Origin of the sequence: Haloarcula sebkhae (assembly GCF_014647415.1) — an archaeon.
GTDB lineage: Archaea > Halobacteriota > Halobacteria > Halobacteriales > Haloarculaceae > Haloarcula > Haloarcula sebkhae.
In genome coordinates, this window is sequence record NZ_BMPD01000002.1 from 39068 (window position 1) to 58767 (window position 19700).

Here is a 19700-nt window from a genome sequence, read left to right on the forward strand (position 1 = left end):
GGGATTGACAGATTTATTTGCTCGCCCACTATATGGTACGTCAGTGCAGACTCCGGAACAGGACATCGAAGCCGTGCTGAAAGAGTCAGGCCCGGATTACGAGGGCTTCCAGTTCGAGACTCCGGGTGGGGGCCACCAGAGTGATGTCTACATGGTGACGCTGCGCCACAACGACGAGGCGTACGAGGTGGTCGTGAAGTTCAAGCCACAGGGCGATGTCCCGTTCGCCGTCGAACCCTGTCTCCACGACTTCGTCGCCGGCCGGACTGACGTCCCTGTTCCACGCATCCTCGTCTACGAAGACGATCCCGACGCCGACGTGCCGCCGTATTTTGTCACCGAACGCATCCACGGCGAGAATCTGGCTGAAGAGTTCGCCGGGCTTTCGACCGAGGACCGACGGCGGGTGCTAGCCCAGTCCGGTCGGATACTCGGCGATATGCATTCCGAGATCGGGTTTGAGGCCTTCGGTCGACTCACGCTCCACGACGACCGAATCATCGTGAGTGACTGGATGGGCAACTGGCGGGAGTACTTCGAGAGTCTCACCAGATCCCACCTCTCTCACCTCGACGGGACACCCTTCGAGGACATGACGGATCGGGCGCGGGACTGTATCGAACCGGCCCTGGAGATGGTACCCGAGGACGGCGTCCCCCGGCTGGTACACGACGATTTCAGGCCGGCGAACCTGATGTTCGAGCAGACAGCGGACGCGCCGATCACGGCTGTCCTCGACTGGCAGGACGTGCTCGCGGCGTTGCCGGAGTACAACCTCGCACAGACCGAGTTCCTCTTCATCGACTCGTCGTTTCAAGATCCGGAACTGCGTGACTCACTCCGAACAGTGTTCCGAGAGGGCTATCAGGAGATGCGCCCGATGGAGTTCGACGAGGGGTACGAGCAGCGACGGCCACTCTATCAGCTCTCGACGCTCCTGTGGCGGATGGCCGGCTTCGAGGCCGCCTTCGCCGATGAGTCCGGCCTCGCCGCCGCTCGTGCCGAAGCCCAATACCGCCAGCAGTTCGAGCGGCTCGTCGAGGAGATACAGGCGGATTAGGCCGTTTCGGGCGATTGCTCGCTGTCGACAAGCTCCCACACTGACTCCCAGTCGAGCGTCGTCTGTGCGCCGGGTGACTGTGCTGCGAGTGCGCCACAGGCGTTGGCGATTGCGAGTGCGCGCTCCGGGTCGGTCCCCTGTGTACTAGCGAGTAGATACCCGGCGGCGAACGCATCACCCGCCCCTGCAGTGTCTACGGATTCTATGGGATACCCGGCGTTTGTGACCGTCTGGTTGTCGATATGTGCCGTCGCGCCGCAGTCCCCGTGTTTGACGACGACTGTCGGCACTCTGTCGAAAAGGCCGCTGTCCTCGGCGTGGTCGGCTTCCCGGTCGTTGCAAAACAGGATATCTGCGTGTGAGAGCACCGCCGAGTAATCGCGGTATGGGAGCCGTCGGCCGGGGTCGAAGCTCACTGGGACATCCGCGGTCGCGGCATCGCGTGCGAGCGTCGCAGCTGTCGCGGGGTCTTGCCCGGTCAGATGGAGGTGGTCCGCCTCGGCCAGGGTCTCGACCGGGAGATCCGACGCGCAGAACGCCTCGTTGGCCCCGTCGTTTCCAAGCACCGCAACATCGCCGTTCTCGTCTACGATGAGATATTTCACCGCTGTCGGTTCGTCCGACTCGACCAGTAGCGTCTCGACGCCGGCCGCCGCCAGTTCGCGCCGAGCCATGGTTCCGTGGTCGTCCCGGCCGACGCTACCGAGAACTAGCGGATCCGCATCAAGCCCGGCCAGTGCGACGGCCGCGTTCGATGCACTCCCCCCGCTAGACTGTGACCGGTCGGTGATACGCCCCTCGCCGTCGGGCTCCGGGAGGTGGTCGACGTGGAGCGTCACGTCCCAGTTGACGTGGCCGGCACAGATGACGCGCATATCCACCGCTGGGAGGGGCGCTGTGATAGCAGTTTCCCACTGCGGTCTATGCAGCATATTTAGCATGGACTGGAACGGACCGCTGCACATGGCAACGGTCCCCGATAGCATCCTCCCGATGAGTTGTTGGACTGGCAGACGCTTACTCCAGCCAGAGGTGATTGCGTGATGCGACGCACTGTGGCTGTGATGGCCTGTCTGGTCGTGATAAGTTCACTTCCACTGTCGGTCGCTGGTGCCAGCGTCAAGGCGTCTATTACCGACGTCGACATATCACCATCATCCCCAGCACCGGGCGAAACTGTCACATTCGATACGACTGTTCGAAACTTGCCGGATAGCGATGCGCCGCTTGATATCAATGCTATCGCGATCCGGAAATCCGGTGGGAGCGGAGTGACCGAGTACGAACGTGTTTCGAATTTGGGGGCGATTTCAGCGGGGAGCACCCTTGAAGTACCCCTGATCGCAACTTTTGATTCGTCCGGAACCAAGGATCTCCGCGTCATTGTGTACGGTCGTGACCGCGGAACGGGAGAGAACGTCGAGCTCAGATACCCGGTGAAGCTAAACGTCGAAGAGCGTCACCCACAGGTGGATATTACGGCCAACGACTCCGTCGCTGGCATTGAATCGACCGGCGAGGTCACCGTCGCAAACGGACTCGATACCCAGATAACGAACGTCGAAGTCGTCGTCGAGGGCGACGGCGTCGAGATGACAAAGAGACGGACGGTTCGGTCAAGCGTCGCACAGAACGGGTCGATTACAGCCCCGTTCCGGTTCCGACCTGCATCCGCCGGCGAACACTCGTTGACCGCAACTATCAGCTACACAGTTGACGGAGACACCACCCGCAGCACGACCCGGACGACAGACATTGAGTCGGACCCGCTCCGGAACGGTGTGGAACTCGATACGACAGCGGTCGGTAGCGGCACCGACCGCGCCCTCCGGGTCGCCGTCTCTAACGGGGCCAACGCTCCCCTCTCGGATGTCATGGTCAGTGCAACGTCGGAGAACGCGTCGTTCCAGCGTGTACTACTTGAGAACATCTCCGCCAGCACGACCCGGCAGGTGCGACTGAACGCTACGATGGACGAACCCCGTGCGGACGTTACCGTCACTGCCGACTACGAGCTCGGGACCGAAACGGAGCAGACGACCACCGAAACGACGCTCCGATCGGCCCCAGGAACCATAGACCTCACCGGTCTGGACGTGATTCGGCAGGGCGGACGCCTCCAGATTTCAGGGAGTGCGAGCAACGTCGGGTCGACTGATGCGGACAGCGTCCTTGTCAGCGTCGTCGACACAGAGAACGTCACTCCAGCAACCCCGAACCGGGATTACTTCGTCGGCACGGTCCCGGCCAGTGACTTCGTCTCCTTCGACGTGTACGCCCGGACGACGGGCAACGTCACGTCGGTACCACTGGAGGTGACGTACCTCGTTGATGACACGCGGAAGCGACAGACGTTCGATGTAGCCACCAACCAGATGGGCGGTTCGGTACCACAGCCGGAGCAGGATGGCAACAGCGGGGGTGGTGACCAGAACAGCATGCTGCCGGTGTTCGTCGCCGGTGGCCTGGCGCTACTGGTCGTCGTCGGTGTCCTCGTGCGCCGCTACCGCCGCAGCGACGACGATATCGAGGTATGACGGTCATCGACGCACAGGGACTGGTCAAGCGCTACCGGACCGGCGGCCAGACCCTCTATGCACTGGCGGGTATCGACTTCGCCCTCGAAGCCGGTGAGTTCGTCTCGATTATGGGGCCAAGCGGCAGTGGCAAAACGACCTTGCTGAATATCCTTGGACTGCTGGATACGCCGACGGAGGGGACCGTCCTGCTGGAGGGGCAGGACGTGACCGGACTCGGCGACAGCAAGCGGACCGCTCTCCGCAAGCGAACGATCGGGTTCGTGTTCCAGCACTTCTATCTCCTACCGACGCTGACCGCGGTTGAGAACGTCGAGGTCCCCCTGCTGCTGGACAGTGGCCCACAAGTCAAAAAACGGGCCAGAACACTCCTCGAGCGGCTTGGGCTGGGTGAGCGACTGGACCACAAGCCCGACGAACTCTCCGGTGGACAAAAGCAACGCGTCGCCATCGCGCGCTCGCTCATCAACAGCCCAAAGGTCGTTCTCGCCGACGAACCGACGGGCAACCTCGACAGCGAAACCGGGCGACAGATACTCGACGAGTTCCGCCGCATCGCCGACGAGGACGACGTGGCAATCGTCGCCGTCACTCACGACGACCTTGTCAACGAATACGTCGACCGAACCGTCCATCTGGTCGACGGCACTATTGGGAGGGAACGAAAGAATGGCGGGTAGGTTCTTCCCGGCCGCGTTGATGGCACGGCGCAACCTCACACGGACGAAGATGCGGTCGCTGCTGGCGTCGCTAGGCATCGTCATCGGCGTCGTCGCTATCGCCTCGCTGGGGATGTTCGGCGTCGCGCTCCAGTACTCGTTCACCCAGAACCTCGGCAACGTCGGAAACCAGCTCACCGTGTACCCGAACTCCGGCGAAAACGTCACTGAACTCACCGAGCGAGATATCCGCACGATTCGCAGGGAGGCGAGCGCGACAGCAACTGTCTCGCCGGTAAAGACACGCGTGGAGCCGGTGTCGTACAACCGTGAGGACGAAGTCAGGGAAACAATATACGGTGTTGAGAACCCGGAAGAGTTGTACGAGGCAAAAGAGGGACGGGTATCCCCGTTCCGATCCGGAGCACTTGTCGGTTCAAGTGTTGCTGAGGCACACGACCTGCATCCCGGGAGCCAGATCACTGTCAACGGAACCAGTGTCCGTATCCGTGCAGTTCTCGAGGAGGGCGACGCGTTCTCCCCGACGAACCCCGACAACCGAGTCATCGTGCCGGCCACTTCGTTCAGCCAGCGTGGCTACTCAGAGGTGTACGTTATGGAGTCCACTGGGACGCAGGCTAACGAAACCGCGATGGGGATACGCGACTCACTCAACAACCGTGAGGACCGGGTTTTCGTTCAGGAACTGGGCTCTCTCGTCGACACCATCGAGGAGCAGTTCCAGATCATCAACACCGTCCTCGCCGGTATCGCATCGATTTCGCTGCTCGTGGCCGGCATCTCGATCCTCAACGTCATGCTGATGTCCACCGTCGAACGCCGGGAGGAGATCGGCGTTCTCAGAGCGGTCGGTTACCAGAAGCGGGATGTCCTCAAAGTGATGTTGATGGAAGCGACGCTACTCGGGTTCCTCGGTGGCATCGCTGGTGTCATTCTGAGTATCGGTGCCGGGCTAGCGATAAACCATTACGCCGTCGGCGATGCGATGGCCGTCTTCAGGCTACCGAACGCCTGGTACGTCGGCGCGGCGTTTTCCTTTGGGGTGCTGACGAGTATCGTCAGCGGGCTGTATCCGGCTTGGAAAGCAGCGAGCGAAGAACCAGTCGACGCGCTCCGCGGTTAAATCGTCGCGTCGACACCCGGTTCCAGCAGTGGGTCGGTTCGGTCGACCGACAGGGAGTCGAACTGTGCGAGCCAGTCCTCGTCGCCGCGCTCGAAGGCCTCCAGCGCGTCGCCGACGGTGTAGGTCCGTTCCTCGTCCGAGCACGGGAACACGCCCTCTAGGTCGTCGCCGTCGTAAATTGCCAGCGAGACGACCGGGAACACGACCACGTCGTCGACACGGTCCATCCCGACGTAGCTTCGGTTCCGCCGTTCGAACGCCGGTTCGAGCGAGTGGTCGTTCTGGCCTGCCCAGTCTCTGAACTCCTCATAGGTCCGGATGGCTTCCGACCGCTTGTCCTCTGCCATCGTTCTGATCCGCTGCCACTCGCCGGCCAACATCGACTCGCTGAACACACCGTTGGCCTCCAGTCGCTTCACCCGATTGAGTACCTGCTGTTGTGCGTCGAATGTACCGTAGGTATCTCCACGAAGATACAGTTCCGCTCGAAGATGTGTGTCCCCTGTCATAGCTTTCTCATCGCTAGCTTCTCCAGAGACCCTCAAAACTCTTTCCCAGATACACATGCCAACATACTACATGAAAATGAATTCTGGAATTTGCGGTATGAGGGAGCTCTATATCCATAATATGGTGTATTTACCTGAATACGGAAGCCCCTTATATTATTAGTACGTCAACAGTTATTTTCCTCTTAGGTCGATGCTAGTTTCGGTGATTGTCGAACAAACTATTGGTGGACATACTCAGGTTTAGACGGTAGATTCGAAGATTCATAAGAATTCAAATAGTTGTTTGTCGGGAGCTTTTGTGCTCAGGCAGCCCCGTGACGACCTGTTCGAGATATTGCTAGCCGGAGACTCCACAGGTCTTGCCTGACCCCGCACCCGGTATGGTCGCTGTACCTGTCTGCGACATTTGCCGGATCCGGGAGGGGCGCGCCCGAGGATATTCGATAGCTGCCGAAATCGTAGCCAACCCTCGTCGAAAACACGGGCAGTCGTACCACGCTGTGTTCGGACGCCCGCTGGTCCTCCAGCCGCACTGCTTGCGAGGGACTCCATTCACGACTTCACCGGCTAGGGTCGAGCCGTGGCGTACCACACACTCCCCGTTCGACTATCCGAGAACCCACCGCGTGTTCGGGTTCTCGCTACTCGTCTGCTACAAAAACGATTGAACGTCCGTGGCCGGCCCCTCTCGTCGATTCAATCGTCTGCGTGCGCTTGTGTTCCACTGGCCACAATATCGATCTCGCCAGCGTCCAGTTCTTCTTCGATTTCGCGAGCGGCCTGCACCATGTTCTCCATCTTGCCGCGGGCGACCTCCCGGGGCAGAAGCTTCACGCCGCAGTCCGGTGACACGGTGAGGCGCTCTGGGGGCACGACCTCCAGTCCCTTCTTGATGTTCTCCTTGATCTCCTCGACTGACTCGACCTCAGCGGTGTGTGCGTCCAGCACGCCCATGGCGAAGTCCTTCGTGAATTCGTGCTCTTTGAACACGTCGAGCTGGTCGTAGTCGCCGTTGGCGAGTTCCAGGTCGTACTCGTGGACTGGGTAGTCCAGAATTTCGGGGTAGATCCGCGAGTAGTCGCCGTAACAGACGTGCAGGCCGAGGCGCACGTCGTCGGGGATCTCGTCGACGATGCGTTCCAGACACTCGCCGACGATGGCGTGGTCGTCCGGCGTCGTTGCCAGTGCCGGCTCGTCGATCTGGATGTAGCGAGCGCCGGCCTCGACCAGCGCCTCGATCTCCTCGTTGACGAGGTCTGCTAGTTCGTAGGCCAGCTGCTCCTCGTTGTCGTACACTTCGTTGAACGACCAGTTCGCGAGCGTGTACGGCCCCGTAATCGGAACCTTGACCGGTCGCTCGGCGACCTCGTCGGTGAACTCGAACTCCTCGACGAGCCACTGCTCGCCGTACTCGACCTCGTCGGCGACGCTCGGCTTGTCGAAGTAGTTGTGGCCCCACACCTTCACGCGGCCGTTGAACTCGTAGCCGTCGATGCGGTGGGCGAAGTACTCCACCATCTCGTTGCGGCGCATCTCGCCGTCACAGATAACGTCGAGGCCCGCCCGCTCGTGCTCGTGGGTGATGAGCCGGGAGGCGTCGTCTTTCGATTCCTCCCATTCGTCCTCACCGAAGTCGGCGTCCTCGTCCTCGAACAGCTCTCGGGCACGGTCGTGCCACTTGGGCTTGGGGTAGGAGCCGACGACGGTCGTCAGCAGGAAGTGGTCGTTCGGGTGGTCCGCCGGTTTGAACTGGTCTCGTGGTCCTGTCATCGTTTTATGCCTCCGCCGTCTCCAGATCCGCGGCGTTTGCAAGCGCTTCGAGTTTGTCTTCGAACTTGTTCACCGGGAGATAGAACGTTTCCGTGTTCGCCGTCGCGTACACGGTGTCGTAGGCGGTGTTTGTCTGCTGTTCGAACCAGTCGATGCGGTCCCGAATCGTCTCGGGTGACTCGACGAGCGTGTTCTGGCCGTCGACAACGCCCAGCGCCACGTCGTCCTTGGTGCCGTATTCCTGCACGTTGTAGACGGTCTGGTCGTGGTTCGCGACGAGGTCGAAGCCGATGGCATCCACGTCAGCGTCCATCAGATGTGCGTAGGCTTTCTCCTCAATTGCGCCCCAGTACGTGTGGGCGACGACTTCGGCGTCGGCGGCCGAGGCGATGGCATCGATTGCCTCGGCGGCGCGTTCATCCTCGCCGTCGGCGGGCGTGTTCTCGACGAGCGACGGTTCAAGCAGGAACAGCGTCTCGACATCCGGGAACGCGTTCACTTCCTCGACGAGGAAGTCGGCGATGGCGTCGAGGAACGCGGCGTCGTCGCCGTAGTGCTCGTCGGTCGCTAGGTCCGCTAGCGAGTACGGGCCAGGGAGCACGGCCTGAAGGCCGTCGTCGACGTGCTCGGCGGCCGCGCCGAGGTCTGCAGCCACGTCGCCGCCGTCAGCGCTCAGGTCGCCCTGCACGACCGGCTCTCGGTAGAAATTGTTGTTGTCGTAGTAGCGAACGATGCCTTTCGTCTCTACGCTGTCGTGGACCGCGAGCGGGTGCGCGAGCATGTCGTCCCAGCGGAGTTGGCCCTCGACCACGCGGTCGAGCCCGGCGTCCTGCTGGACGGCGATGACTTCCTCGCGTGCCTCGTCGTAGGCCGCGACGACCTCGCCGGACTCGTCGCCCGAGATGAGGTCGGTCTTCTGATGGCCCTTCAGATCTGCCAGTTCGTCCTTGGCCCAATCCGGAAGCGGAAAGAGCCCAGGGGTCGTGGCGATTACCTGTGTCATTGCCCTGCAGTAGGAAATGACGGGCTTTAATATTTCCTATTCAATAAAATGCCCAGTAGTAATTAGTCTTGATAGAACCGCAAGACGACGAGGACTTCGTAGGGGTGCTTCTCGCTCGCAAGCTGCTCGCTCGCTAGGCCGTGTTCGCTCGCGTACGCCCGCACTGCGTCCGGGTCCGTGAGACTACTGACGAGCATGAGCGCTTCGCCACCCGGAGCCAGCACGCGCTCGACGGTTTCGAGGAACGGGTCGACGAGGCGACGGCCGTCGTCACCGCCCGACAGCGCGTGTTCCATCCAGTCGTCCCACTCCTGCTCGGGTGGGGTCGGCAAATACGGCGGATTGAACGCAACGAGGTCGAAGGCATCCGCCCGGAACGGCTCGACGAGGTCGCCGCGAACGACCGAGACGCCGTTGTCAGCGGCCTCCTGACAGGCCAGCGGGCTCACGTCGACGCCGACCGCCCGTGCCCCGGCGTCGGCGAGCGTCGCGGCGACGTACCCGGAGCCTGTCCCCACATCGAGGACGGTGTCGCCCGCCTCGACTCGCTCTCGGGCCGTGCGTGCCAGTAGGTCCGAGTCCTCCGCCGGCTGGTACACCGACGCCACGCCCCGCTGGTCGGCCAGTGAGGGTCGGTCGTCGGAGCCACCGTCTCCGTCGTCCCGGTCGCGCGTCTCTTCGCCCATCTCAAGCCTCCGGCTGCCCGACCTCGTAGGCGACCGTCGCCAACGTGGCGAAATCGGCTGGTGTGAGCTTCCCGGCGCGGGCGCTCATGAGGTCCTCGTCGGCAGCCTCGACCACCGCATCGGGGTCGCCCAGCCCGGAGATGTGGGCCGTGTTGCGGACGGCGTTGCGCATCGTCTTCCGGCGCTGGGTGAACACCGCCTTCAGGAAGTCCATGAAGAAGTCGTCGCTGGGGACAGTGTAGTCGGGTTTCCGCGGCGTCGTCCGGACGAGCGCGCTCGTCACACGCGGTTGCGGGTCGAACGCCTCAGGCGGCACCGTCTCGACTACTTCCACGTCGGCGTAGTGGCCCGCCGTGACCGAAAGCCGCCCGTAGTCGTCCGTCGCCGGCTCGGCGGCCATGCGCTCGGCGAACTCCTGCTGGAACATCAACAGGAGCGGGCGCTGTTCCGGCAGCAGCCGAAAGGCGATCTCCGAGGACGCGCCATAGGGCAGGTTCGAGATGCTGGCGGTGAACTCGGGGAGGGCGACGTCGAGCGCGTCACCCTCTACGATAGTGAGGCGGCTCGCCGCGACCTCCTCGGCGAACTCCTCGCGGAGATGTGCCGCGAAGTCCGGGTCGCGCTCGACTGCGGTCACTTTCTCAGCCGTCGCGAGCAGGCGGTCCGTCAGCGCGCCCGGGCCTGCGCCGATCTCCAGTACGTGCGAGAGGTCGATACCCGCGTCCGTCGCGTACTCCGGAATTCGGTCGAGGACCCGGTCGTCGACGAGGAAGTGCTGGTCCTGCCGGGTGTCGGCCCGTTTGCCGGCCCGCCGGACGAGCGCGTCGGGGTCCCGAGTCCCTGTTTCGGTTGTAGTCATTAGCGAGCCGTAACGGGTCGCGGTAGAAAAGGGTCGCCTTGTACTGACGGCCGTGGGGATAGCTGCTTGTAGCCGACAGTGTTAAGAGGACTGTTCCTCGCGCCGGACGAACAGCCGGTACTTCAGGTCGTCGTCCTGTAGCTCTTCGAGGATTCGCTCGACGAGCGTCTCCTTGGGGCTGTGGAGGCCGCTGACACGCTCTTCGAGGTCCTCGAAGCTTTCGAAGGGCTTTCGCTTTCGCTCGTCGAGAATCGTGTTCCGGAGCTTCTTCCCGATGCCCGGCAGGAGATTCAGCTGGTGGAGCCGTAGCGTGATCGGCTGGGCATCGTTGTAGAAGTCGACAAAGCGTTGTTCGTTCGCTTCGACGATTTCCTCGACGGCGTAGTCGAGTTCCGAGCGGGCACCGCTCGGGATGTCCTCGAACTCGACTTCCGCCACACGGCCGAACTCCGTCAGGTCGACGCGGTCGCCGAAGGCGATATCGACGTCCTTGTCATCGAGCTGCAACTCGTAAATATAAAACTCATCAACGTCGAGCGCGTACGCGAGCGGCTCCTTCTGGTGCTGTGGCCGGTCGTCCCCGGGACGTCCGTGCGGGAGGACATCGAGGACAGCCGCCATCATAGTGTCGCCGCCGCTCTCCGATTCAGTCATGACAGGCAGTACGAGTACAGCACACTTAATGCCGGTGGATGCCCCGAACCGCTTCACGGGACGCCGTCGCTATCTTTGTGTTCGGTTCAACGGCGGCGGAAAACGACGACTGATCACGCTGCTGGTCGCCGGGGAAATCAGAGAAAGAGCGGCGGTAGCCGAACTGACGGCGTCGTTACGCGTACTGCTTGACGATGTTGATTATCTCGTCGAGTTCGTCACCGTCGAGCGTGTACCGCTCCTGTGCGAACACGGCCCGGAGCTCGTCGCGGTCCAGCGGTCGGAGGTTCGCGATCTTGTAGGCCGTCGGCGTGTCGACCTTCTCGAGTTCTTCGAGGTCTTCGACCAACTGGAGCGACTCCTCGGGGTCGAGGAGGGCAAAGCGGTTGACGTGCTCGATGGCCCGCTTGAGCTCGTAGCGCATCTCGCGGTCCTCCTCGGCGGCCCGCTCCATCTCGAGGTCTTCGAGTATCTCCTTGGTCTCCGCGACCGTCAGGAACTCCTCACTGACTTTTTCTTTGAATATCGTCATTCTTGCCGGCGCAGGTGCGCAGCGGTGACGATGATGGTCTTTTCTTTGCCACCGTCAACGATATCGACCTTGTACGCGTCACCCTGCTTCCCTTCGACGGTTCCGGTCTGGCCGTCGAACCGCGGGTGGAAGCGCCCGTTCGGCACGGACGGGTCGATCTTGAGGTGGACTTTCTCGCCGTCGTCGAACTCTTCGACGGCGCGCTGGGGCGGCGAGGTGCCGCGGTCGCGGGGCTTGTTCTTGAGCTTGTCTCGTGTTCCTTCGAGAGGTCCGTTTGAACTAGGCATTCTTGCTCTCCGCTAATCCGGTCGCCCTAATAAAACGTGCGTTCCGCGGCCGTCGCCGGCCACGTGCTGGCAGTCGCTACGGAGCCGAGTAGAAAACTACAGCGACGGGTCGATTACAGGCGACCGGTGCTCTCGACGGAGACCGACTCGACGTCATCGACGTTCGCGAAGGCCTCTTCGACGGCTTCCGTGCCGCCAGTGTCGTCAGGGACGATGACCGTCGGCGTCAGCGCGACGAGGCCGAAGGCGACGTCCTCGCGCTCGAACCCGTTGATCTTCGTTCCTTCGGGAAGCACGCCCTCAAGACGCTCCTGCAGGTCGTCGAGGTCGACTTCGGGACTCTCCGGCATGACCTTGATCTTGGCTGCTACTTTCCCCATTGTTATGGCCCCATGAAACCGCAGTCCGGGCATTTGTAGAGGTTGCTCTGCTTTCGGCAGGTGGCACAGCGGTAGATCTGCTGGCCACAGTCCGGGCACTTGAACGCGGCGGCGTTCGTGCCGGCGATGTTGATGCCACACGAGACGCACTTGCGCGCCTGTTTCTGTTGGCTCTCGCTCATACCACTCCGTATCCGACCGCGGCTTTTAACGATTGCCAAACGCGACCGTCACCGCGAGTGACTGCCATGGCCCTAGTTCCCGGGCAGAATGTCCCCAAGCGCAGCGCCGATCGCCATCGGAACGAACGCCACGGCACAGATGCAGGCCGATTCGTAGACGACTGCGGGGTCCGTTGACCACTCAACCAGCCCCCAGCCCGTAAGCAGGGCGATGGAGACGACCAGCGCCGTTCCGGTGACGCCGACGAGTCGCCGGGGAATCAGCCCGAAAATCGGGTTTGCCACCCGTACGTCCTGAAACTCGGCCACGTACAGAATCGAGATGACCAGCCCGATGGCGATGACGATAGTCGCCGCAAGATACAGCGGGTGCTGGGCGATGTGACGGCCGGCGTCGACCGTTCCGCCCTCGACAGCCATCGGAATCCCGAACAACAGCGAGCCCAGCAGCGCCTCCGCGAGGTCGGACCGTCCGAAGCCCCAGACGACCCGGCCGAAGGTCGCAGGCTCGTGGTCCTGTGAGTCTGCGGCCGCGCGCATTGCGTCCCGGACCTGCTGGCGCTCGTCCTCTGAGTCGACGAGCTGTTCCAGTTCTTGGAGTTCGTCGAATAGATTCGCGAACTCATCGTCCTCTGCGTCTAGTTCGGCCGGAGGGCGGTTTGACTGGCTCATCTGAGATCAGGGTCGCTGTCTCGCGTTGGTACGTCCGGGTCCGGGTCGGCCCCGGTCGTCGGCTCGCTGTCCTCCCAGATGTAGAACCCCTCGCCGGTGACTGCGCCGCGTTGCCCGTCTGCGACCTTCTGTCTGAGCAGCGCCGGGGGTTCGAACCGCTCGTCGAGCCGCTCAGCGAGGTCTTCGAGCGCTGTGAGCACTGTTTTCAGCCCATGCCGGTCGGCGCGGACGAGCGGCCCGTCGCGGTCCGACGCCCCGCGCTTGAAGGTCCGGTCGATATCACGAACCCCGGCGACGCCGTCCTCGACCATCCGGACCGCCTCGGCGATGGTAGCGAGTTCGAGGCGGAGCGCGGCGAACCCCGGCGTGTCGCGCACGACGACTGGCGACGCGTCCAGACTCTCCACGAAGTCCGTGACTCGGTCACGGGTCACTGCCGTCGTCTGCTCGGCGATGACGACCTCGACGATAGCCCCGTTCGGCGGATCGACGAGGTTGAGGCCGACCGCGCGGTCCGGGCTCCGGAGGCCAGTCGCGACGGCAGTCACCGACAGTGACGTGTCGCTGACAGCGATGAGCGTCTCCCCCTTGACCATCGTCTCAGTTTCGGCGACTACCTCTCGATGGCCGTCCGTCTCACCAGCGGTCGCGTCGATGATGATATCGCTGCCGCTGACGGCGCTTTCGAGCCCGGTGGTTCCGTCGATACTGGCCGAGACATCCCCGTTGAGTGCGCGCCGAACCTCGTCGACTCGGTCCATCACGGCCGTCGCATCCGTTCCCCGAAGACGCACTTCGTGGCCCACACGGACACATCGCTGTGCGATATCCCGCCCCCGCTGTCCGGTTCCGAGTACGGCCACAATCATGACAGTACCACCGCACTCCCGGCGTTAATCCTTTACGCCGGGACCTGTCCCGGTCTTCTCACCGGGCCGAACCGCTTGTGGGCTGGACAGGGCAACTGGAGCAGCGGCAGTACGCTTTTTTCGACACCGGCTGTACCGCCGAGTATGGATATCGGCGTACTGACAGTCCCGCTGGGCGGACAGTCACTCGATGAGGCACTGGCGTATCTCAGCGACATAGGCGTCGATGCGGTCGAACTGGGGTGTGGCGGCTTCCCCGGCGACGACCACCTCGACCGGCAGGCGTATCTCGACGACGAGGAGAAACAGGCTGAACTTGAGACGCTTTTAGACGAACACGACCTCCGGGTGAGCGCGCTGGCGACACACAACAATCCGCTTCACCCGGACGACGAGCGCGCCGCAGAGGCCGACCGTGAACTCCGGGAAGCGATCCGGTTGGCCGACCAGCTCGACGTGAACACCGTCACGGGGTTTTCGGGGCTGCCCGCCGGCGGACCTGACGACGAGGTCCCGAACTGGATCACCGCTCCGTGGCCGACTGAACACGCCGACGCTCACGAGTACCAGTGGCGCGTCGCCGACGAGTACTGGTCGGACCTCGCGGCCCACGCGGGCGCACACGACATCGATGTCGCCATCGAAATGCATCCCAACATGCTGGTGTACGAACCGCGCGGCCTGCTGGAACTGCGCAGCCGGACGAACGACCGCATCGGCGCGAACTTCGATCCGTCGCATCTGTACTGGCAGGGCATCGACGTGACCGAGGCCATCCGACTGCTCGGTGAACACGACGCCATCCACCACTTCCATGCCAAGGACACGAAAGTGTACGAGTCAAACGCCCGCGAGAAGGGCGTACTGGACACCGCGCCGTACACGGACGAGGCGGACCGGTCGTGGCTGTTCCGCTCCATCGGCTACGGCCACGACGAGTCCCACTGGAAAGACGTGGTGTCGACGCTGCGGATGGTCGGCTACGACGGCGCGCTCTCTATCGAACACGAGGACTCGCTGACCAGTGCACGTGAGGGGCTGGAGAAAGCGGTCGACGTGCTCGACCGCGCCGTCTTCGAGACCCAGCCCGGCGACGCATACTGGGCTGAGTGACCGGTACAACCAACGATGCGGCTTTTTCGGGCACATACGCTTATATAGTGTCTACGAGATGTTACGACCGGATTCCCGTATCCAGTGACACGATATGGACATCGAACTCACACACCAGCCCTCGTACACGCACGTCCGCGCTGCCCTCGACAGCGGCGAATCGATACTCGCCGAACCCGGCGCGATGGTCAGCCACTCGTCGACTATCGAAATCGAAACGACGACGAGCCGGGACGGCCTCCTCAGTTCCGCGAAGTCGATGCTGGGCGGTGAGTCACTGCTCGCAAACGAGTTCACTGCCAAGGGCGGCTCCGGAACGGTAACCCTCGCGCCACCGACACCCGGCGACGTCCATCATCACGAACTCACCGGCGAGACGCTGTACGCCGTCGACGGGGCGTTCCTCGCGTCCGACCCCGGCATCGACATCGACTCCGAGTTCGGCGGTATCAAGTCGATGCTGGCTGGCGCGAGCATCACGCCGCTGGCGCTGAAAGGGACTGGGAACGTCCTCATTGAGGCTTTCGGCGGGTTGGAGACCGTCGAACTCGACGCCGGCGAGTCCTATACAATCGACAACGACCACGTCGTCGCCTGGGAGGACTCAGTCAACTTTGACGCCCGCCGCGTCGGCGGACTGAAGTCGACGCTGCTCAGTGGGGAGGGTCTCGTGATGGACTTCACCGGCCCCGGAACGGTCTGGTACCAGACGCGCGGCCTCGCCTCCTTCACCTCGGCCATCGCGGACGCGCTGCCCGGAACAGGTGACAACGGCGGTAATTCGTCCGGTCTGGACGACTTCATCTGAACCTGTCGGGAATCCGCCGGAAAACAGCCGCGTTCAGGAAAGCGCTTGCGTGATGTCCGTCGACGACACCATGCCGACGTAATCCTGGTGTTCGTCGATGACCGGGAGGTGCTTGATGTCGTAGGTCGTCATCATCGCGGCGGCCTCGCCCAGTTCCAGTGAGGTCGTCACCCGCTCAACTGGAGCCGTCATCACGTCGCCAACGGTCGCCGACGAGAGGTCCTTCCCGGTCGCGACGGCATCGACAATGTCGGTGGTAGTGATGATGCCCGCCTCTGCCCCCGGCACGAAGATGCCGTTGATGTTCTGCGCTTGCATCTGCGTCGCGGCCGCTTTGACGGTTTCGTCAGCAGAAATCGTCTCTAACGGCGTCGACATGATATCCTCGATACGAACGGTCGTTTCAGTGGCCATGCAGGAGCAACGCGCGCATCCGGTTTCGTCTTTTCCCTCGCGGCGGCCCGCTCTCCTGCCGTCACCATGAGCATTATCTCGGCCCCGAGTGAACAGCCGGGTATGACCCTCGATATCGGCATGCTCGGCTACCGCTTCACGGCCACCTTTTTATCGTTCGGATGGCCTTCGGCCACCACTCACGATAAAAACGTGGGCGAAAAAGGTCGCTCACTCACTGCGTTCGTTCGCGATAGTGAGGTAATAGCATGACTCTCGATATCGGCATGCTCGGCTACCGCTTCATGGGCAAGGCCCACGCGAACGCGCTGGACCGCTTGCCCATGTTCTTCCCCGAAGCGCCCGCGGTCAACAAGGACGTGCTCGTCGGCCGCGACGAGGACGCGCTGGCAGACGCAGCCGACCAGTTCGGCTTCGACCGGACAGCGACGGACTGGCGGGCTATCGTCGACGAGGTGGACGTGTTCTACAACCTCGGCCCGAACCACGTCCATGCCGAGCCGTCCATCGCGGCCCTGGAGGCCGGCACGCCGACGTTCTGTGAGAAACCGCTTGCGCCCACGCTCGATACGGCTGAGGAAATGGCCGAGGCCGCTGCTGATGCTGACGTGCCTGCAGGTGCGGCGTTCAACTATCGGTTCGTCCCGGCCATCCAGTACGCGAAGGGGCTCATTGACGACGGCGTCCTCGGAGAGATTCATCACTTCCGCGGCCAGTACCTCCAAGACTGGCTGGTCGACCCCGACGCCCCGTGGTCATGGCGCAATGACGAGGAGATGGCTGGTAGTGGAGCGCTCGGCGACCTCGGGTCGCACACGGTCGACCTGGCTCGGTTCCTGCTCGGCGACGCCGCCGGCGAGATAACCGACGTGAGCGGCCACCTCCGGACGTTCACGGAGGAGCGACCTGTAGAAGGGAGCGACGAGACACGTCCGGTGACCGTCGACGATGCCTACAGCGCTCAGGTAGCGTTCGACAGCGGCGCGATGGGAACGCTCGAAGCGTCACGGGTCGCAAATGGCCACAAGAACGCCCACACCATCGAAATCGAGGGGTCGAAGGGCGCGCTCAAGTTCGACCTCGAACGGCTGAACGAACTGCAGGTGCTCACCGAGGGTGACCGCGGCTTCCAGCAGGTGCTCGTCACGGACGCGGACGACCCCTACGTCGACCACTGGTGGCCCCCCGGCCACGTCATCGGCTGGGAACATACGTTCGTCCACGAGAACTACGAGTTCCTCTCGGCCGTGGCAGACGGCGGCGAACAGGGGCCGTCCTTCGCTGACGGCCTCGCCGCACAGCGGGTCCTCGACGCTATCGAGCGAAGCGACGCCCGCGGCGAGTGGGTCAGCCTGTAGGGTCGCGAACCGAAACCCCCTTTCGGCGGCCACTGGTAGGGGCTGGCATGCTCTCTATCGCGCTGGCCGGGAAACCGAACGCCGGCAAGTCTACTTTCTACAAGGCGGCGACGATGGCCGACGTGGACGTGGGGAACTACCCATTCACGACCATCGACGCCAACCGCGGGGTCAGCCACGTCCGAACGGACTGCCCCTGTCTCGACCGGGAGGAGCGCTGTGGCGACGACAACTGCCGAGACGGCAAGCGCTACGTCCCCGTGGAACTCATCGACGTGGCCGGCCTTGTTCCCGGCGCACACGAAGGACGAGGCCTCGGGAACCAGTTCCTCGACGAGCTGTCGACCGCCGACGTGATTCTCAACGTCGTCGACGCCTCTGGCGGGACTGACGCCGAGGGCGAACCCGTTGAGGTCGGCGAACACGACCCTGTCGAGGATGTCCACTTTATCGAGGAGGAGATGGACCTGTGGCTCGCCAGCATCGTCGAGCGCAACTGGGAGTCAATCGAACGCCAGTCCCGGTCGCCGGACTTCAAGCTCGACGAATCGCTCGTGGATATGCTGGCCGGCGTCGGGGCCTCCGAACTCGACGTGGCGCGGACACTGCGGGACCTGGAGTATCCCGAGGACCCCATCGCCTGGACCGACGAGCACCGCGAGGCGCTGGCGACGGAGATCCGCCAGCGGACGAAGCCCCTCGTCGTCGTCGCGAACAAGGCCGACATCGCCCCGGAGGGGAACATCGAAGCCCTGCAGGAAGCCGCAGACGTGGTCGTGCCCGCGACAGCCGACGGTGAACTCGCGCTGCGCAACGCCGCGCAGGCCGGGGTCATCGACTACGACCCGGGCGACCCGGACTTCGACATCGTCGGCGACGTGAGCGACCAGCAACGGGAGGGGCTGAACCGCATCCGTGACGTGATGGACGAGTGGGGCGGCACCGGCGTTCAGGGCTCCCTTGACACTGCTGTCTACGACCTGCTCGACCATCTGACGGCTTACCCCGTCCAGAACGAAACACACTGGACCGACGGGCAGGAGAACGTCCTCCCCGACGCGTTCTTGCTACGGCAGGGTGCGACGCCCAAGGACCTCGCCTATGCCGTCCACTCGGACATCGGCGACGGCTACATCCACGCCGTCGATGCCCGTGAGAACCGGCGTATCAGCGACGAGACGGAACTCGAAGAGGGAGCGGTCATCAAAATCGTCAGCGACGCGAACTGAGTACACGCGGACGGCGTTTCAACCGCCTTCTCAGCTACCTATTTCGGCAGCAAATCCTGTAGTGTTGCCCGTATATCCTCGCTCCCGGGACTCTGTGGGACCTGCCCGAGCACGTCCCGGCCGAGTCGCTCCGTCGCCGCGCCGACTGCAAGCCTGTCCAAGAGCGCACCGTATTTCAGCGCCAATCGCGGCGACACGTCGAACAGCAGGTCGCGCTTTCCGATGAGCGAGTGGGTTATCGACAGGACTTCGACAGCGTTGTCGACGTACTGCTGTCTGGCGTCGTCGTCACCGTAGCCAGCCAGCGCCGCCAGCAGGAACTGCTCCAGTTCGGCCTCGCGATCGTGGAGCGCCGGCGGGTCCGGGAGCACGGTCGTCCCGTCGGGCCGTTCCGGGAGCATACTCCGGCGCGGCGCATACGAGAGGACAGCACCAGTGCTGGGCGTGGTTGCAGCGGGCAGTGGTACAGCCAGGCGCTTCGAGGGGTTCGTGTCGGTGAAGACGACGTGGAAGTTCGCCGGCTCGCCGCGAACCGGCTCGTCCCAGCCGTCAGGGGTATGCGTGTAGCCACGCCGGAGCGCTTCCCGAAGCGTTCGCTGAATCCGCCCGCCTTCGCCCTGCAGGTCCAGATGGAGCACGACGGGCCTATCGCTGCTTTCGTCGATGAGCGACCATAGGGCCGGGATCGCGTCCGCAGCGCCGGCCGAAAGTTCGTAGCAGGCCGCGTCTCGTTCTGCGGCCAGCAGTCGGGCGAGCGTGCTGCCGCGCCAGCCGGTCAGGTCGGCCACGTAGAACCACGGGAGCGTGTGTATCGGGCCGACTGCGGCGTCGCCGGCCGCCGTGTCGATGGTCGGCGGGACCGTTTCGAGATAGCTATCAATAGTCGCTAGTTCGGGGGCGAAATATTCGGTCGTCGCCGGGGGGAGGTCGGTTGTTCGGCGACGATGGTCGTCGACTGAAGCCATACCACCT

General features: G+C 63.2%; 24 protein-coding genes. 9 read left to right on the top strand and 15 right to left on the bottom strand.

Annotation, left to right across the window (positions count from 1 at the left end; translation table 11 throughout):
• Nucleotides 1-43: 43 nt before the first annotated feature.
• Entirely contained in the window at nucleotides 44-1060 is a 1017-nt protein-coding gene (locus IEY38_RS06115) for a phosphotransferase family protein (RefSeq protein ID WP_188976231.1), read from the top strand.
• Here IEY38_RS06115 and IEY38_RS06120 read toward each other — a convergent pair.
• Nucleotides 1057-1935, bottom strand: a complete 879-nt coding sequence (locus IEY38_RS06120; protein ID WP_188976233.1) for a carbohydrate kinase family protein — start codon at nucleotides 1933-1935, stop codon at nucleotides 1057-1059. The genes IEY38_RS06115 and IEY38_RS06120 overlap by 4 nt on opposite strands.
• A gap of 168 nt (nucleotides 1936-2103) precedes the next feature.
• On the opposite strand from IEY38_RS06120, the gene IEY38_RS06125 reads away from it, so the two are divergent.
• From IEY38_RS06125 to IEY38_RS06135, 3 genes are read left to right on the top strand one after another with little or no spacing between them, the layout of a single operon-like run.
• The gene (locus IEY38_RS06125) at nucleotides 2104-3597 is read left to right on the top strand and encodes a COG1361 family protein (protein WP_188976235.1); all 1494 of its coding nucleotides are present in this window, start codon (nucleotides 2104-2106) and stop codon (nucleotides 3595-3597) included.
• On the top strand, nucleotides 3594-4277 hold the full coding sequence (locus IEY38_RS06130; protein WP_188976237.1) for an ABC transporter ATP-binding protein: 684 nt from the start codon (nucleotides 3594-3596) through the stop codon (nucleotides 4275-4277). The genes IEY38_RS06125 and IEY38_RS06130 overlap by 4 nt, the downstream gene beginning before the upstream one ends.
• Nucleotides 4267-5400: an ABC transporter permease gene (locus tag IEY38_RS06135; RefSeq protein ID WP_188976239.1), complete on the top strand. Its 1134-nt coding sequence runs from the start codon at nucleotides 4267-4269 to the stop codon at nucleotides 5398-5400. Before IEY38_RS06130 ends, IEY38_RS06135 begins: the two co-directional genes overlap by 11 nt.
• Here IEY38_RS06135 and IEY38_RS06140 read toward each other — a convergent pair.
• The 12 genes from IEY38_RS06140 to IEY38_RS06195 form a co-directional block, all read right to left on the bottom strand.
• A complete protein-coding gene (locus tag IEY38_RS06140) occupies nucleotides 5397-5909 on the bottom strand; it encodes an HTH domain-containing protein (protein WP_005535309.1) in 513 nt (170 codons plus the stop codon). The two genes, IEY38_RS06135 and IEY38_RS06140, sit on opposite strands and share 4 nt — an antisense overlap.
• Before the next feature lie 699 nt (nucleotides 5910-6608).
• Nucleotides 6609-7682: a methionine synthase gene (locus IEY38_RS06145; protein ID WP_188976241.1), complete on the bottom strand. Its 1074-nt coding sequence runs from the start codon at nucleotides 7680-7682 to the stop codon at nucleotides 6609-6611.
• A 4-nt stretch (nucleotides 7683-7686) separates the two neighbouring features.
• A complete protein-coding gene (locus IEY38_RS06150; RefSeq protein WP_188976243.1) occupies nucleotides 7687-8685 on the bottom strand; it encodes a 5-methyltetrahydropteroyltriglutamate--homocysteine methyltransferase in 999 nt (332 codons plus the stop codon).
• A 62-nt stretch (nucleotides 8686-8747) separates the two neighbouring features.
• Entirely contained in the window at nucleotides 8748-9371 is a 624-nt protein-coding gene (locus tag IEY38_RS06155; RefSeq protein WP_188976245.1) for a HemK2/MTQ2 family protein methyltransferase, read from the bottom strand.
• 1 nt (nucleotide 9372) lies between these two features.
• The gene (locus IEY38_RS06160) at nucleotides 9373-10230 is read right to left on the bottom strand and encodes a 16S ribosomal RNA methyltransferase A (protein ID WP_188976247.1); all 858 of its coding nucleotides are present in this window, start codon (nucleotides 10228-10230) and stop codon (nucleotides 9373-9375) included.
• Nucleotides 10231-10311: 81 nt separating this feature from the next.
• Nucleotides 10312-10884 (bottom strand): DUF655 domain-containing protein, encoded by a 573-nt coding sequence (locus tag IEY38_RS06165; protein WP_188976249.1) that lies wholly within the window; start codon nucleotides 10882-10884, stop codon nucleotides 10312-10314.
• Between the two features lie 175 nt (nucleotides 10885-11059).
• A complete protein-coding gene (locus tag IEY38_RS06170; RefSeq protein ID WP_005535296.1) occupies nucleotides 11060-11416 on the bottom strand; it encodes an RNA polymerase Rpb4 family protein in 357 nt (118 codons plus the stop codon).
• Nucleotides 11413-11703, bottom strand: a complete 291-nt coding sequence (locus IEY38_RS06175) for a 50S ribosomal protein L21e (protein ID WP_005535295.1) — start codon at nucleotides 11701-11703, stop codon at nucleotides 11413-11415. Before IEY38_RS06175 ends, IEY38_RS06170 begins: the two co-directional genes overlap by 4 nt.
• Before the next feature lie 113 nt (nucleotides 11704-11816).
• Nucleotides 11817-12083: an elongation factor 1-beta gene (locus IEY38_RS06180; protein ID WP_004593354.1), complete on the bottom strand. Its 267-nt coding sequence runs from the start codon at nucleotides 12081-12083 to the stop codon at nucleotides 11817-11819.
• A gap of 2 nt (nucleotides 12084-12085) precedes the next feature.
• Complete coding sequence (locus tag IEY38_RS06185; RefSeq protein WP_004516620.1) at nucleotides 12086-12265, bottom strand: HVO_2753 family zinc finger protein; 180 nt, start codon at nucleotides 12263-12265, stop codon at nucleotides 12086-12088.
• A gap of 72 nt (nucleotides 12266-12337) precedes the next feature.
• Nucleotides 12338-12937, bottom strand: coding sequence for a DUF2391 domain-containing protein (locus IEY38_RS06190; protein ID WP_188976251.1), 600 nt, complete (start codon nucleotides 12935-12937; stop codon nucleotides 12338-12340).
• Nucleotides 12934-13806, bottom strand: coding sequence for a 3-hydroxyacyl-CoA dehydrogenase family protein (locus tag IEY38_RS06195; RefSeq protein ID WP_188976253.1), 873 nt, complete (start codon nucleotides 13804-13806; stop codon nucleotides 12934-12936). The genes IEY38_RS06190 and IEY38_RS06195 overlap by 4 nt, the downstream gene beginning before the upstream one ends.
• A gap of 144 nt (nucleotides 13807-13950) precedes the next feature.
• Between IEY38_RS06195 and IEY38_RS06200 the strand changes: the two genes are divergently transcribed.
• Together IEY38_RS06200 and IEY38_RS06205 are read left to right on the top strand one after the other, a co-directional pair.
• Nucleotides 13951-14919 carry a sugar phosphate isomerase/epimerase family protein gene (locus IEY38_RS06200; protein WP_188976255.1) on the top strand — a complete coding sequence of 323 codons (969 nt, stop codon included), beginning with the start codon at nucleotides 13951-13953 and terminating at the stop codon, nucleotides 14917-14919.
• Between the two features lie 94 nt (nucleotides 14920-15013).
• Entirely contained in the window at nucleotides 15014-15727 is a 714-nt protein-coding gene (locus tag IEY38_RS06205) for a TIGR00266 family protein (RefSeq protein WP_188976257.1), read from the top strand.
• Between the two features lie 33 nt (nucleotides 15728-15760).
• Here the strand turns inward: IEY38_RS06205 and IEY38_RS06210 are convergent, their stop codons facing one another.
• On the bottom strand, nucleotides 15761-16141 hold the full coding sequence (locus tag IEY38_RS06210; RefSeq protein ID WP_170098089.1) for a CBS domain-containing protein: 381 nt from the start codon (nucleotides 16139-16141) through the stop codon (nucleotides 15761-15763).
• A gap of 102 nt (nucleotides 16142-16243) precedes the next feature.
• Between IEY38_RS06210 and IEY38_RS06215 the strand changes: the two genes are divergently transcribed.
• The 3 genes from IEY38_RS06215 to IEY38_RS06225 are packed head-to-tail and all read left to right on the top strand — an operon-like array spanning nucleotide 16244 to nucleotide 18728.
• Nucleotides 16244-16393 (top strand): hypothetical protein, encoded by a 150-nt coding sequence (locus IEY38_RS06215; RefSeq protein ID WP_188976259.1) that lies wholly within the window; start codon nucleotides 16244-16246, stop codon nucleotides 16391-16393.
• On the top strand, nucleotides 16390-17499 hold the full coding sequence (locus IEY38_RS06220; RefSeq protein WP_188976261.1) for a Gfo/Idh/MocA family protein: 1110 nt from the start codon (nucleotides 16390-16392) through the stop codon (nucleotides 17497-17499). The genes IEY38_RS06215 and IEY38_RS06220 overlap by 4 nt, the downstream gene beginning before the upstream one ends.
• A 47-nt stretch (nucleotides 17500-17546) precedes the next feature.
• Entirely contained in the window at nucleotides 17547-18728 is a 1182-nt protein-coding gene (locus IEY38_RS06225; RefSeq protein ID WP_188976262.1) for a redox-regulated ATPase YchF, read from the top strand.
• Between the two features lie 38 nt (nucleotides 18729-18766).
• On the opposite strand, the gene IEY38_RS06230 is transcribed toward IEY38_RS06225, so the two are convergent.
• The gene (locus IEY38_RS06230; protein WP_188976264.1) at nucleotides 18767-19693 is read right to left on the bottom strand and encodes a hypothetical protein; all 927 of its coding nucleotides are present in this window, start codon (nucleotides 19691-19693) and stop codon (nucleotides 18767-18769) included.
• Between the last annotated feature and the right edge of the window lie 7 nt (nucleotides 19694-19700).

What these genes read in the sequence shown, in the direction of transcription:
- IEY38_RS06190 (WP_188976251.1), bottom strand. Translation starts at nt 12,937, where the DNA reads ATGAGCCAGTCAAACCGCCCTCCGGCCGAACTAGACGCAGAGGACGAT.
- IEY38_RS06205 (WP_188976257.1), top strand. Translation starts at nt 15,014, where the DNA reads ATGGACATCGAACTCACACACCAGCCCTCGTACACGCACGTCCGCGCT.
- IEY38_RS06185 (WP_004516620.1), bottom strand. Translation starts at nt 12,265, where the DNA reads ATGAGCGAGAGCCAACAGAAACAGGCGCGCAAGTGCGTCTCGTGTGGC.
- IEY38_RS06170 (WP_005535296.1), bottom strand. Translation starts at nt 11,416, where the DNA reads ATGACGATATTCAAAGAAAAAGTCAGTGAGGAGTTCCTGACGGTCGCG.
- IEY38_RS06215 (WP_188976259.1), top strand. Translation starts at nt 16,244, where the DNA reads ATGACCCTCGATATCGGCATGCTCGGCTACCGCTTCACGGCCACCTTT.
- IEY38_RS06165 (WP_188976249.1), bottom strand. Translation starts at nt 10,884, where the DNA reads ATGACTGAATCGGAGAGCGGCGGCGACACTATGATGGCGGCTGTCCTC.
- IEY38_RS06210 (WP_170098089.1), bottom strand. Translation starts at nt 16,141, where the DNA reads ATGGCCACTGAAACGACCGTTCGTATCGAGGATATCATGTCGACGCCG.
- IEY38_RS06130 (WP_188976237.1), top strand. Translation starts at nt 3,594, where the DNA reads ATGACGGTCATCGACGCACAGGGACTGGTCAAGCGCTACCGGACCGGC.
- IEY38_RS06200 (WP_188976255.1), top strand. Translation starts at nt 13,951, where the DNA reads ATGGATATCGGCGTACTGACAGTCCCGCTGGGCGGACAGTCACTCGAT.
- IEY38_RS06155 (WP_188976245.1), bottom strand. Translation starts at nt 9,371, where the DNA reads ATGGGCGAAGAGACGCGCGACCGGGACGACGGAGACGGTGGCTCCGAC.
- IEY38_RS06140 (WP_005535309.1), bottom strand. Translation starts at nt 5,909, where the DNA reads ATGACAGGGGACACACATCTTCGAGCGGAACTGTATCTTCGTGGAGAT.
- IEY38_RS06160 (WP_188976247.1), bottom strand. Translation starts at nt 10,230, where the DNA reads ATGACTACAACCGAAACAGGGACTCGGGACCCCGACGCGCTCGTCCGG.
- IEY38_RS06225 (WP_188976262.1), top strand. Translation starts at nt 17,547, where the DNA reads ATGCTCTCTATCGCGCTGGCCGGGAAACCGAACGCCGGCAAGTCTACT.
- IEY38_RS06195 (WP_188976253.1), bottom strand. Translation starts at nt 13,806, where the DNA reads ATGATTGTGGCCGTACTCGGAACCGGACAGCGGGGGCGGGATATCGCA.
- IEY38_RS06120 (WP_188976233.1), bottom strand. Translation starts at nt 1,935, where the DNA reads ATGCGCGTCATCTGTGCCGGCCACGTCAACTGGGACGTGACGCTCCAC.
- IEY38_RS06145 (WP_188976241.1), bottom strand. Translation starts at nt 7,682, where the DNA reads ATGACAGGACCACGAGACCAGTTCAAACCGGCGGACCACCCGAACGAC.
- IEY38_RS06125 (WP_188976235.1), top strand. Translation starts at nt 2,104, where the DNA reads ATGCGACGCACTGTGGCTGTGATGGCCTGTCTGGTCGTGATAAGTTCA.
- IEY38_RS06180 (WP_004593354.1), bottom strand. Translation starts at nt 12,083, where the DNA reads ATGGGGAAAGTAGCAGCCAAGATCAAGGTCATGCCGGAGAGTCCCGAA.
- IEY38_RS06135 (WP_188976239.1), top strand. Translation starts at nt 4,267, where the DNA reads ATGGCGGGTAGGTTCTTCCCGGCCGCGTTGATGGCACGGCGCAACCTC.
- IEY38_RS06220 (WP_188976261.1), top strand. Translation starts at nt 16,390, where the DNA reads ATGACTCTCGATATCGGCATGCTCGGCTACCGCTTCATGGGCAAGGCC.
- IEY38_RS06150 (WP_188976243.1), bottom strand. Translation starts at nt 8,685, where the DNA reads ATGACACAGGTAATCGCCACGACCCCTGGGCTCTTTCCGCTTCCGGAT.
- IEY38_RS06230 (WP_188976264.1), bottom strand. Translation starts at nt 19,693, where the DNA reads ATGGCTTCAGTCGACGACCATCGTCGCCGAACAACCGACCTCCCCCCG.
- IEY38_RS06175 (WP_005535295.1), bottom strand. Translation starts at nt 11,703, where the DNA reads ATGCCTAGTTCAAACGGACCTCTCGAAGGAACACGAGACAAGCTCAAG.